Source organism: Parabacteroides caeci (assembly GCF_023656795.1).
Classification (GTDB): domain Bacteria; phylum Bacteroidota; class Bacteroidia; order Bacteroidales; family Tannerellaceae; genus Parabacteroides; species Parabacteroides segnis.
In genome coordinates this window covers 72762-86535 of the sequence record NZ_JAMOKT010000027.1, presented here as the reverse complement: position 1 = coordinate 86535, position 13774 = coordinate 72762, and the positions used below count along the sequence as shown (strand labels likewise).

Below are 13774 nucleotides of genomic sequence, written 5' to 3'. Positions count from 1 at the left end.
CCATTGGTTGTATCATAGATCATGGATTACTTGTTGTGTGGTAACTTTAAAGTAATTCTTTCTTTGATATTTCCAATGGCTTTTTTCGTTTTAAGGGTATTTTTTCTTAAATTGATGACATTGAGTTGAAACTGACGGCAAAAGAGAGCCTGCGGCATGGGGCAAAGCCCCATTAAAGAAAATAGCTCAATTCTGATAAAAACTGAGTCAATTAATCCCCTAACAGATTGTTTTTATTATCCAAACAAATTACTAATTCAATACAGATGAAGAAAAGATGTATCATGACTGTTGCCAGCCTGTTCTTAGGATTGAGTCCATTGGTGGCACAACAGACGACAGGTAATATCGTCGAGTATTTCGGAAAAGAAAGGGTTGAACGTGTGGACGAAGGTATCATACTTCATTCCTTCAAACAGGGATATTTTGTTCCGGTGACGGCTCCTTCCGGTTATTTGTTCACGACCTCCGACGGGCTGGGTTGGGAAATCGCGACCGGCAAATTCCGTGCGCCTTCTGCAAATGACCTGACGGCAACAAATTACGGACGGACCCGCGAAGCCGTGCAATGGACTCCTATCGAGGCCGACTCTACCGGAAAGTTCGCCAACCGTGCTTTACGCCGTGCCTATGTTTTTACGGAATATAAGGCGGATAAACCTCAGATCGCCTTGCTCGAATCAAGCGGGAATACCCGTACCTTTATCAATGGTATGCCTCATGAGGGCGACCATTACGACTTTGCCTATACGCTGATTCCTTTCCGGATGCAGAAAGGAATGAATGAGTTTATATTCACTCCCGGCCGTTTCGGCAGAGTAGAAGCCAAGTTGATTATCCCTACCAAGCCGGTGATGCTGACAAAGAGGGATATGACCCTTCCCGACATTATCAACGGGGAAGGAGAGAAATGGGCCGCCATCCGTATCGTCAATGCACAGGAGAAAGCTCTTACCGGACTGAAGATACAATGTACGCTGGAAAACGGAGAGTCTGCGACCCGTACGACGGACGATGTCATGCCTATGATGGTCCGCAAGGTGAAATTCCGTATCCCCGGCGCTACCTCTTCAAAGAAGGGGGAGACGAAGGCAATTGTTATCTTGCAGGACAAATCCGGCAAAGAGATTGACCGCACGGAGATATCCCTGCAACAGAAAGATGCTTCTTCCATCCACGAACGTACCTTTATCAGCGATGTGGACGGAAGCGTGCAGTATTACAGCGTGAATCCTTCTACTACGCAGGGCGATAACCAGGCATTATTCCTGTCCGTCCACGGCGCATCCGTGGAGGCCCGCAACCAGGCCCGTGCCTATGCGCCGAAGGACTGGGGACATATTATTGCCCCGACCAACCGCCGCCCATTCGGTTTCAACTGGGAAGAGTGGGGACGTATCGACGCGATGGAAGTGCTTGCCGAAGCAGAAAAGGTCTTTAAGACAGACCCCGCCCATACTTATCTTACCGGGCATTCGATGGGAGGCCACGGAACCTGGTTCCTGGGTGTAACCTATCCCGACCGTTTTGCCGCTATCGCTCCCTGCGCCAGCTATCCGGATATTGCCAAATATTCAAGGCCGAATGCGGATGCAGCGAATGTCGGTGAGAAACATTTCCCGATGATTTGCCAGGCGGCCAATGCCGGACGTGTCCTCGATTTGAGAAAGAACTTCCTGCAATCGGGCATTTACATTCTTCACGGCGATTCGGACAATGTCGTTCCTATTGAACAGGTTCGCCGCATGCGTGAAATACTGGGTACTTTCCATCCCGACTTCTGTTATTATGAATATCCGGGCGGTTCCCATTGGTATAGTAATGAAAGCGTTGACTGGAAACCTATCTTCGATTATTTCCGTTGGCACAGTGTGCCGTCTGCCGACAAAGTGAAACAGCTGGAGTTCCATACCGCTTCCCCGGCTATCTCTGCCAAAGATTATTGGGTGACCATCAACCAGCAGGATACGGCTTACGATTTTTCTTCCGTCTCTTTCAAACAGACGGATAACGGTATTTCGGGCACGACATCCAATGTGGCATCGCTTACATTCGATTTTCCGGCTCTGAAACTTCCGGCAGAAGCCAGCATCACTATCGATAACGAAACAATTCCGGCAGACGGAACCCGGCCGGCTGTGCTGAAGAAGGTTTCCGGCAAATGGACTTTGGTAGAAGAGATTCCGGTAACGGAGAAATATCCTTCCCGTTACGGCGGCTTCAAGCAGGCATTCGATAATCGTGTCGTGTTTGTATATGCTACCGGAGGAAATAAGGAAGAAAATACCTGGTATCAGAACAAGGCCCGCTTTGATGCGGAGACTTTTCTGTACAGGGGCAATGGCTCTATCGACGTGATTGCCGACAAAGATTTCATCCCTTCCGCCTATGCAGACCGGAATGTGGTGCTTTACGGAAATGCCAGTAACAACAAAGCCTGGAACAAGCTCCTGAAGAATGCCCCCATACAAGTCTTGAAGGGAGAAATCCGCATGGGAGACAAAGTGCTTAAAGGCAACGACCTGGGAACTTATTTCGTCTACCCGCGTCCCGACAGTCCAACTGCCAGTGTCGGTGTAGTGGCCGGAACAGGCATCGAAGGCATGAAAGCAACTTATCCGAACGACTATATTTCCGGCATTACCGGCTTTCCCGATTTACTGATATTCAATGTCGATATGTTGAAAGAAGGTATTCATGGCATCCAGGTATCCGGTTTCTTCGGCAACGACTGGAGTGTGGAAGACGGTTGTTTTATAACGGAATGAAGAGGAGGGCGTTTTAGAATATGAGTTAAATAGACGCGGATAACGCGGATAAAAAAAATGGGTGCCCCAACTGTTTTCACTGGCTGCTGCAGCTGTTTCCGGTGGCTGCTGCAATCAAATAAAATAGCTGCCGCAGCCAATCTATTCGGGGGCAGATGGGGGCGGCAAAAAGAGGGTTTTGAAAACTTTATAATAAGATGTTCCTTGTTCCTTTTACGATCAGTTCGTAGAAGGAACAAGGAACACACTATACAGAAGTTTCCCAAAAAGCCTTTTTGTCGCCCCCATCCGCCCCCGATTCTTAAAACGGGAGTGTAGAATTAAGAGGTAGACTTTGTTATTTTATTATCTGTTAGGTTGTTAACCTTTCTTTGATAGATTATATCCAAATCCCTTATGGCGGGTTTTACCTGGTCGTTCGTCAGTCCAATGACGGCAAAAAGAGGCTTTCCATGTCTCTTTTGTGACTCAAAAATGGTGACTTTTAACACTTTTTCCAGTTGATTTATGCTCGTTGTGGTCACGGAATAGCGTGTTTGTTCCGCTATTTGGACATGATTTTGCCGGAGATAAGCATTATCCTATCTTTAATTCCGTATATTTGGAAACAAATTAAAAAGAGCGGTATGGAGAATTACTATCTTTCACTAGTATGTCTCAGTTGCTTGTGGCTTGTTTCTTCCTGCAATGTCTCCACTTCCTGCAAGCAGACGGATTTAATGCCGACAGACAGTGTCGGTAAGCTATCAGGCCGGGATGAAGTACCGATGCAGTTATTGGAAAAGCTGGCGGAACTTTATGGGGATGAACTTCCCGGATTTACCGGCTTTTCAGTCACCAATAAGAACTGTCCTGATTTTATTTGCGGTGTATATGTGAACGATTCCAATAAGCTGGTGGTCCAGGTTAAAGGCGATTCAGCTATGGCACGCAAACGGTTGGAAGATGTGTTGGATTCGAAAGACTTTCTTATTGAAACCGATGCCATATATACCCAGAAGGAACTGATAGCACTCAAAGAACAACTGCTCGATAGACAAATAACACTGGGCGATTTACCTCTTTTCAGGAATGTGTCTTATACTAAAATGAGGACGCATGATATTGAAATATACCTGATTGTCAATACTCCGGAGGAGCAAAAAAAGTTTCGTGAGCAGGTCATGGACTCTCCGGCTTTCTGTTTTACCGGGCCGGAAATTCCCGATGGAAATACAGTGATGGGAGTGAGTGATACGATGGGGATTGTTCTTTGTCCGGAGTATCCCGTCTATTCAACGGCAACAAAAGACATCCGGTTTATCTTGTATAATAGTAGCAGGCATATGGTTCATTGCGACGGATATTATTTTATTACCAGTGAGGATGAAGAAGGCATATGGCATCAATTATCCGGGAATCATTATGCTTTTTTAGATGTTGCTAACGGGGTAGGGAGTGGTGAATATACAGAGTTTTCTGCCGGTCTCAACCTGGATATGCACAAGAATCGTGCGGGACGTTACCGTTTTTTCTTTCATATATTTCCCGGAGATGTGGGATTTGCAACAAAAATATTGATGATGGCTGAATTTCGCCTTTCGGAGGATAAGGAGGAACTAAATCAAATAACTAAAAATCCTATGCCCGAAAGTTTTCTGGGCGGTTTGTCTGAACAGGAATTTCGCAAACAGGAAAAGCATATGCTGGAAACAACCGTATTCACAGTAGTAGAACAGATGCCCGAGTTTTCAGAAGGGGGACAAAAAGCCCTGTTAGCTTTTATAGCAGATAACATTCCGGAAAATATACCCAGGGAGGGACGCGCAACAGTTTCATTTACTGTAGAGAAGGATGGCTCGTTGAGCGATATCCGGGTTATCCGTTCTTCTTCGTATAAAGAACTCGATGACGAAGCAATCCGCATCATCCGGAAAATGCCGAAATGGATACCTGGTAAATACCGTGGAAAGGCTGTCAGAGTGAAATACACCATTCCGGTCACTTTCCGTAAGAAGCAGGCGAGTAATGGATAATCAATAAATCAGATGAGGTATGGAAAATCGACTTCTTTTATCAGTATGTATCGGTGGTCTGTTGTTTGCTTTCTCCTGCAACATCTCCACTTCTCGTAAATTGGCGGACACGATGTCGACAGACAGTATTTGTGAGACTCCGGCTCACAATATGTCAGACCGGGAAGTCTCTGCCCAGGAAGTTCCGATGCGGCTATTGGATAAGCTGAGTGAACTCTATGGCGATAACCCTCCCGGTGTTATCGGCTTTTCGGTCGAGAGCAAGAATTGCCCCGACTTTATCGGCGGCGTCTATATTAATGACCGGGATACGTTGGTTATCCAAATCAGAGGTGACTCTGCCATTGTCCGTAAACAACTGGAAGAGATATTGGGGTCGAAGGAGTTCATTGTCGAACCAGGTTTGACCTATACTCAAAAAGAACTTTTAGCAATTAACGAAAAACTGACTGAACGATGGCGGCAACTCGAAAGAACTTCTGTGATGCGTAATGTGAAAAGTACCGGGGTTGGAGCACATGCTATCGAGGTATGCCTGATTGTCAATACTCCTGAGAAGCAAAAAGAATTTCGTGAGAAAGTGATGGATTCCCCGGCTTTCCGTTTTACCGGTCCTGAGGTGCCCCCTGTAAATACAACAGTAGGAGTGAACGATATAAAAGGCGTTGCTCTTCGTCCTGAATACACTGTTTATTCAACGGAAACCAAGCAGGTAAAATTTATCTTATACAATCATAGCGGAGGTCCTGTTTGTTGCGGTGCACATTATTATATCACCTATGAAGACGATAAAGATGTCTGGTGCGAACTGCCTATCAATGATTTTGCAGTCGATATCCTTTATGGGGTAGAAAATGGAGGCAGTTGGGAGTTTTCTGCTTCCCTTTATCCCGATGTGTATCCGAACCATACCGGACGTTATCGCTTTTTCTATGAGGTTACCGTCGGTGATATGCACGTTGGTGACAAACTTTTGATGATGGCAGATTTTCGCCTGTCGGATAGCAAACAGGAACTGGCACAGGCTACCAAAACTCCTGTTCCCGAAACGGTTCTGGGCGGTTTATCTGAACAGGAATATCGCGAAAAGGAGGAATATTTATTCGCAACGCGGGTATTCGATGTCGTAGAACAAATGCCCGAATTTCCGGATGGCGGTCATTCCGGTCTTTTAAAATTCATTAAGGATAATATCTCGAAGAACATAACAAAAGAAGGACGTGTGGCTGTTTCGTTTGTCGTGGAAAGAAACGGTTCGTTAAGTGATATTCAGGTCATTCGTTCTTCTTCGTATAAAGAACTCGATGACGAAGCAATCCGTATCGTCCGGAAAATGCCGAAATGGATACCCGGCCAGCAACGCGGTAAACCGGTAAAAGTAAAATTTACCGTTCCGGTAGATTTTCATAAAGAAGAAAATAACCGACAAGAATGAGATGGAAGGCAGGGGATTTTCTGTATCTTTTAAAAAATAAGTGAAGAGTACGCTTTCTCTCATCTTTTTATTCTGTATATTTGGAAACCGTATAATATCTAATTGGAGGGCTTGTTTATGCGAATTATAGGATTTCTATTCGTGTACCTGTTTTCGTTGGCCGATTTGGGTGCACAGGTAAAAGACCGGTATCTTGAACTCACTCATGATACTCTTTCTGTCGAAATGGTTGGTACTAACTTCCTGCGTACGACATTTTCTTCTGCTCCGCAGGCTTTCTTTATGAATAAGGATTGCATGGATGATTGTAAAGCCTGGGAAATAGAACGGTTGGACGATATCTATCGGTTCAAAGCGATTGAGGGCCATCATCTTTTTCATTATTCTACAGACAGATTCTCTGCTAAAACGATGGAAGCACCGGCTGACCGGGAGTTGTACGACCTGCTTTCGAATCTGTTCCGTCGTGCCCTTCTGCTGGCAGAAGATGTAGACGGGTATAGTCTCGGACTGGATGGGTATACCTGTTATTTCGCTTCGACGGATACCTGTGGAAAAGTGAGCGTCGCTTTGAAATGGGCACCTGAGGCCGGTTCTTTGTGCCGCGAATTGACCGACCTGGGGGATTCCGTTTACAGCCGGATTGTCAGGAATGAGACTGATTGGGCTTTGACGAAGCAGGTTGCTGCCACCCTTTTGGAGAAGTTGGAAAAAGAACCTGTCGATACAGTCCGTAATCCGGTTTATCGTGGCATCTGGCAGCTGGGATTACAACAGAAGAATCCGGTGGAGTTAAGTGAGGAGCCTCAATTTCCCGGTTTTGCAGATCTTGAAAAGTATTTTTATGATAAGATGGAGTATCCTGTAGATATGTTAAAAGCAAATAGGGGAGGTTACGCCGTTTGCCAGTTTACGATAGACACAATGGGAATGGCAAAAGATGCTTTCACGCTGGACAGTAGTGAGCCGGCCTGTGAAAAAGAGGTAAAGCGTCTGATAAATACAATGTCGCATTGGCTTCCGGCCTATGATAAAGCCGGCAAACGGGTGGAATGTATGTACGCTGTTTATGTCTCGTTCCGTCCGCAACATCATTATACCCGGCAGAAAATTCGCGAAGCATGGGATAAACGGATGGAGGAAAATCAAATATTTGTCGATTATGAATCGATGCCGGAGTTTCCCGGCGGTAGTGCTGCCTGTTTAGAGTTTATCAGGAAACATCTACAATATCCTTCTTCGTATATCGGTTCGAATAAGAATGTGAGGGTTACTTGTACATTTACTATAAATACGTATGGAGAGTTGGAGGATATTGAAGTTGTTCGTGGTAGCAATATTCCTGCATTTGATGAAGAGGCTTTGCGGGTACTTCGGCTTATGCCACGTTGGAAACCGGCTGTCGGTTACTATCAGCAACCTCGTTTTATGAAATGTCGATATACTGTTCCTGTTATATTTACAGACCCGGGGAAATAAGAATCGTTAGTCAAAAGCATTAAATTAAAAAGCGGTATGGAAAATTATTATCTTTCACTGGTATGTATCGGTTGCGTGTGGCTTGTTGCTTCCTGCAATGTTTCCACTTCCCGCAAACAGACGGATTTAGTGCCGAAAGACAGTGTCGGTCAGCTGTCAGGCAGGGAGATGCCTGTTCAGGAAGTTCCGATGCTGTTATTGAATAAGCTGGGAGAACTCTATGGCGATAATCTTCCCGGAGTTGTAGGCTTTTCGGTCGAAAGCAAGAATTGCCCCGACTTTATAGGCGGTATCTATATTAACGACCGGGATACGTTGGTTATCCAAATCAAAGGCGATTCTGCTACTGTTCGTCAGCGACTGGAGAAAGAACTGCAATCGAAAGAGTTTATTGTCGAACCGTGCAAAACATATACACAAAAGGATTTGTTTGCTATTAACGATAAACTGGTTGAACGGTGGAGAGCCTTGGAAAATACGTCTGTAATGAGAAACGTAACCGGAGCTGGAGTCGGTACGCACGATATCGAAATCCATTTAATCGTTAATACGCCGGAGAAGCGGAGGGAATTTCGCGAACAAGTCATGGATTCTCCCGCTTTCCGTTTCACTGGAGTTGAAACGCCAGTTGAAAACATAACGGTCGGGGTGAATGATACATTAGGCGTTGCCATCCGTCCGGAATATACAGTTTATTCGACAGAAAGCGACAGCGTGAAGTTTATCTTATATAATCGTAGCGGTAAAATTATTCATTGCGGCGAACGTCATTTTATTACTTATGAGGATGTCGGAGGCGTCTGGCGTGAATTGCCGATTAATGGAAATTTTGTAGACATAGGCTATTGGGTAGCGGATGATGATTACAGGGAGTTTACTGCTTTTCTTTATCCGAAAATACACTCGAATCCTCCGGGGCGATACCGTTTCTTTTATGAGGTTACTGTTGGCGACCATCGGGAAGGGGCCCGATTGAAGATGATGGCTGAATTTCGTTTGTCCGATAATAAAAAAGAGTTGGAGCAGGCAACTAAAACACCTCTTCCGGTATTCTGACAGTGATTTTCTTTTCGTCTTCACGCTGCTTTTTTTCGTTTTCCTACCTGGGGATTGTGAAGTGCCGATTATTTTGTTTTTCTTTGTTACAGGAAATGAGATGCTATGGATTCGTTTGATACCTATATTGCCCGGAGACTTCCGCTGGTCAGCTTGATTAGTACGGTTTTTATCATATACCCAAATATCGCTTGTATCCCCTGGGAGTTGAAATATATGGAAGGGACTGGCGTTACCGGTCTTCTTTCCTTCTTTGTGTATCGCTTCCTTTTCTTCTGGGGATTAATCAGCTTGCTGATACGCTATAATCTGAAGAAGATGCCGGCTACCCTGTTCAAGCAACGGTTGATGCGTAACTTCCTGTTTTCTTTTATCGCTTACCTGCTTTATGCCTCCATATCGTACGGGGTTTCTTCTTTGGGTATTCATACGGATGCTTTAGGCAGTATTCTGATATTCCAGTTCTTCGTGACATGCTTTCTCTGTACGTTTATCGGATATATTTCCATGTTGTATTCCCGGCAGCGGGAGAAGGAGTCGGAGATAGAGCGTTTGCGTTTTGAAAATCTGCAAAGCCGCTGTGATGCACTGGCCAACCAGATTAATCCGCATTTCTTTTTTAATTCACTGAACGGCATCTCTTCATTGATTCGTAAAAAGGATGACGAAAAGACGCTGATGTATGTCCATCAGTTGTCCGATATCTTCCGCTATATCCTTCAGAGTGACCGGAAAGGGTTAGTCTCATTGCGGGAAGAGCTGGAGTTTATGCTGTCTTTCCAGTATGTTATGGAAGTACGTTTTGCGAATAAACTGACCTTTTCAGTCCGGGTGGAAGAAGAACGGAAAGATTTGTTGATGCTGCCCGTTCTGTCTTTACTGCCTCTGGTGGATAACGTGGTTGTCCATAACAGGATAGACAGCGAACATAAAATGGAAATCTCAATCGTACTGAACGAACAGGACGAACTGGTCGTATCGAACCCGGTCTATCCGAAGCTGTCCGCTCCCGATACCAACGGAACAGGACTTGCGAACCTGGAGAGCCGCTTTACTTTGTTAATGAATAAACAGATACGGATAGAATCGACAGAAGAAACTTTCCGCGTCTGTCTCCCTTTAAAATGATACTTGTATGAACGTGTTGATTGTAGAAGACGAAACAGCAGCTTACGAAAACCTGGTGGATATATTGATGGAGGTTGCCCCGGATATACAGATTGCCGGGAATACCGAAAGTGTCACCCAAACCGTCCACTGGCTTCAGTCGAACCCGGCTCCGGAGTTGATATTTATGGATATACACCTGTCCGACGGTTCGGCCTTCAATATCTTTGATAAAATAGAATTGGAGACGCCTATCGTTTTCACGACGGCCTACGACCGTTATGCGATAGAAGCCTTTAAAGTGAACAGCATCGACTATCTGCTGAAACCGATTAAAGTCGAAGATATCAGGCATGCTTTGGATAAATACGGCAAACTGAACCGGCAGGACATTCTCCAATACCTGTCACAGCTAACCCGGCTGGCCCCTGCCCCAAAATACAAGGATAAACTGCTGGTCCCTTATAAGGATAAGCTCTTGCCGGTCAGCCTGAAGGATGTTTCCTGCTTTTACACATCCGGCAAAAACACCTTCATCTATCTGAAAGACGGAGCCAGTTACCCGTATTCCCGGACATTGGAACAGATAATGCCGTCCCTTAATCCGGCTGATTTTACCCGGGCGAACAAACAGTTCATCATAAACAGGGACAGTATATCCAACATCACTATCTGGTTCGACAGCCGTCTGCTGGTGACGCTCGATGTGGAGGTTCCCGAACGTATTTATGTCAGCAAGAATAAAGCATCCGAGTTTAAAGCGTGGCTGGTAAACGATTGACCGGCATTTCGCGATTATTCCCTTTTTTTTCGTTTTGACGAAACGGCTGTATCTTTTACATTAAAAATCCGGCATATTTGTACCGGATTATTAATCAATAATAGGATACATGATGTTACGAAAAATCAGACTGATAGCGGCTACCTTATGTTTCGTGCTTATCACTCTACTGTTCCTCGACTTTACAGGAACGTTGCACGGATGGTTCGGGTGGCTGGCTAAAATCCAGTTCTTACCCGCCGTGTTGGCATTGAATGTGGGGGTTGTGTTATTTTTAGTCTTTCTGACGCTGGCTTTCGGACGTGTTTACTGCTCGGTGATTTGTCCGTTGGGCGTTTTTCAGGATGTTATTGCGCGGATTGGCAGGAGAGGAAAGAAGTTGCCTTATTCTTATTCGCCGGCGTTGTCCTGGTTACGTTACGGAGTATTGTTCGTTTTTGTGCTGGCGTTGGTTGCAGGGGTAGGCTCTCTGGTTGCTTTGCTGGCTCCTTACAGTGCGTATGGGCGTATCGTTACTAATTTGTTTCAGCCGCTTTGGATGTGGGGGAATAATTTATTTGCTTATCTGGCGGCACGGGTGGAGAGTTATGCTTTTTATGAGGTGGATGTATGGATGAAGAGTCTGCCGACGTTTTTGGTGGCTTTGGTTACGCTGGTGGTTCTTGTCGTATTGGCCTGGCGTAACGGGCGTACTTATTGCAATACGATTTGTCCGGTTGGTACGGTGTTGGGTTTTATCTCCCGTTATTCTTTGTATCGTATCACGATAGATACGGATAAATGTAACAGTTGCGGCCTTTGTGCCCGCCAGTGTAAAGCTGCCTGCATCGACAGCAAGGAACATAAAATCGACGGCAGCCGTTGCGTAGCCTGTATGAATTGCCTGGACGCCTGTCGTAAGAATGCGCTAACCTACGCACCGGTATGGAAAACGAAGAAACGGGCAACCGGCACGGAGAAACCTGAACCGGAAGATAAAACAAACCTTTCCCGTCGGCGGGCCTTGTCGGCAACAGCCCTGGTTGTGATGGGCAGTGCCCTGAAAGCCCAGGAGAAAAAGGGGGAAGAGGTTATCATGAAGAGAGACGGGGGACTGGCACCTATCAAAGAACGGAAAGAACAGGAAAAACTGACGGCGATTGTACCTCCCGGAGCTTTGAGCATACGGAATATGAGGCAGCATTGCACGGCCTGCCAGCTTTGTATCTCTGTTTGCCCGAATCATGTCCTGCGTCCTTCCGGTGATTTGATGACCTTGATGCAGCCGGAGATGTCTTATGAGCGGGGTTATTGCCGTCCCGAATGTACAAAGTGTTCCGAAGTCTGTCCGGCAGGAGCCATCAAGCCGATAACGAAAGCTGATAAATCATCTGTTCAGATAGGGCATGCCGTATGGGTGAAAGCGAATTGTATCCCGTTGACCGACGGTGTCGAATGCGGTAACTGTTCCCGGCATTGTCCGACAAATGCGATAGAAATGGTTGCATCTGATGCGGATAATCCGAAATCCCTGAAGATACCGGTCATTAATACCGAACGTTGCATCGGCTGCGGTGCCTGCGAACATCTCTGCCCGTCGCGCCCGTTTACGGCCATCTATGTGGAAGGGCATGAAAGACATCGAGTTATTTAATCCGTTTTTAAAGAATAGACCTATGAAGAATCAACATATCAATCGCCGCGATTTTCTGAATATCGTAGGCATCACGGCGGCAACTACTACGGCGGCACTCTACGGCTGTGCCCCGAAAGACCAGGGAGGTTCCGGAAGCAAAGCCTCTTCGCCTGTCCCGACCGACCAGATGACTTACCGCACATTCCCCGGACTGGGGGATAAAGTGTCCCTGCTGGGTTACGGTTGTATGCGCTGGCCGACTATCCCTTCACCCGACGGGAAAGGTGACTTGATTGACCAGGATGCCGTCAACGAACTGGTGGATTATGCCATCGCCCATGGGGTGAACTATTTCGATACGTCGCCCGTTTATGTGCAGGGCTGGTCGGAAAAGGCTACGGGGATTGCCCTTAGTCGGCATCCCCGGAACTCGTATTATCTGGCTACCAAATTGTCGAATTTCTCGAACTATACGCGTGAAAACTCGATGGCGATGTACCGCCGTTCATTCAGCGAGTTGCAAACCGATTATCTGGATTATTATCTGCTCCACTCCATCGGTGGTGGCCAGGGAATGAAGACATTCAACGACCGCTATGTCGATAACGGAATGTTGGATTTCCTTATGAAAGAGCGGGAAGCGGGGCGTATCCGCCATCTGGGTTGGTCGTTTCACGGAACGTCGGACGTTTTCGATGAGGTGCTGGCTATGCACGATACCGTTCATTGGGATTTCGTGCAGATACAACTGAACTATGTCGACTGGCGGCATGCGACAGGTAGGAATGTGAATGCCGAATATCTTTATCAGGAGTTGGAAAAGCGGAATGTACCGGCTATAATCATGGAGCCGTTATTGGGCGGCCGTTTGTCGAATGTGCCCCAGCATATCGTTACCCGGTTGAAACAACGCCGCCCCGAAGATAGTGTTGCCTCATGGGCTTTCCGTTTTGCCGGTTCGCCCGAACTGGTGTTGACGGCTTTGAGCGGCATGACGTATATGGAGCATTTGCAGGATAATATCCGCACGTATTCCCCGCTTATTCCGCTGACAGATGAGGATAAGGACTTTCTGGAAGAGACTGCGCAACTGATGATTAAATATCCGACAATCCCCTGCAACGACTGCAAATATTGTATGCCGTGTCCGTATGCGATAGATATTCCGGCCGTGCTTCTTCATTATAATAAATGTGTGAATGAAGGAAATGTTCCGAAAAGCCGGACAGATGAAAACTACCGCGAAGCCCGTCGTGCCTTTCTGGTCGGTTACGACCGTAGCGTGCCGAAACTGCGCCAGGCAGATCATTGTGTCGGTTGCGACCAATGTAACGAGCATTGCCCGCAAGCCATCGACATACCAAAAGAGTTACGCCGCATCGACCAGTTTGTGGAACAGTTGAAACAGGGTATGTGAACTCGCTTCGCTCAAACAGCACAGCCTTCGGGCGCTCACTCCGGCTGCTTCGCTTTACGCTCACCAGCTGAGGCCTTTCATAGGAAGCGGGGCTTCCTTTG

The 13774-nt window shown here is 46.4% G+C and carries 9 protein-coding genes; all 9 read left to right on the top strand.

The features are described from left to right. The first annotated feature begins 266 nt into the window (after positions 1-266). The gene (locus tag NBH15_RS14845; RefSeq protein WP_250822955.1) at positions 267-2768 is read left to right on the top strand and encodes a carboxylesterase family protein; all 2502 of its coding nucleotides are present in this window, start codon (positions 267-269) and stop codon (positions 2766-2768) included. Between the two features lie 626 nt (positions 2769-3394). After that, positions 3395-4783, top strand: a complete 1389-nt coding sequence (locus tag NBH15_RS14840) for an energy transducer TonB (protein ID WP_250822954.1) — start codon at positions 3395-3397, stop codon at positions 4781-4783. 19 nt (positions 4784-4802) lie between these two features. Beyond that, a complete protein-coding gene (locus tag NBH15_RS14835) occupies positions 4803-6218 on the top strand; it encodes an energy transducer TonB (RefSeq protein WP_250822953.1) in 1416 nt (471 codons plus the stop codon). Positions 6219-6335: 117 nt separating this feature from the next. After that, a complete protein-coding gene (locus NBH15_RS14830) occupies positions 6336-7697 on the top strand; it encodes an energy transducer TonB (RefSeq protein WP_128133724.1) in 1362 nt (453 codons plus the stop codon). 36 nt (positions 7698-7733) lie between these two features. After that, positions 7734-8753 carry an immunoglobulin-like domain-containing protein gene (locus tag NBH15_RS14825; protein ID WP_128133725.1) on the top strand — a complete coding sequence of 340 codons (1020 nt, stop codon included), beginning with the start codon at positions 7734-7736 and terminating at the stop codon, positions 8751-8753. Positions 8754-8858: 105 nt separating this feature from the next. Next, positions 8859-9881 carry a sensor histidine kinase gene (locus tag NBH15_RS14820; RefSeq protein ID WP_122329307.1) on the top strand — a complete coding sequence of 341 codons (1023 nt, stop codon included), beginning with the start codon at positions 8859-8861 and terminating at the stop codon, positions 9879-9881. Between the two features lie 7 nt (positions 9882-9888). Beyond that, positions 9889-10641 (top strand): LytR/AlgR family response regulator transcription factor, encoded by a 753-nt coding sequence (locus NBH15_RS14815; RefSeq protein WP_244050916.1) that lies wholly within the window; start codon positions 9889-9891, stop codon positions 10639-10641. A gap of 112 nt (positions 10642-10753) precedes the next feature. Further along, the gene (locus NBH15_RS14810; RefSeq protein WP_250822956.1) at positions 10754-12274 is read left to right on the top strand and encodes a 4Fe-4S binding protein; all 1521 of its coding nucleotides are present in this window, start codon (positions 10754-10756) and stop codon (positions 12272-12274) included. 22 nt (positions 12275-12296) lie between these two features. Further along, positions 12297-13673, top strand: coding sequence for an aldo/keto reductase (locus tag NBH15_RS14805; RefSeq protein WP_244050917.1), 1377 nt, complete (start codon positions 12297-12299; stop codon positions 13671-13673). Positions 13674-13774 lie beyond the last annotated feature (101 nt).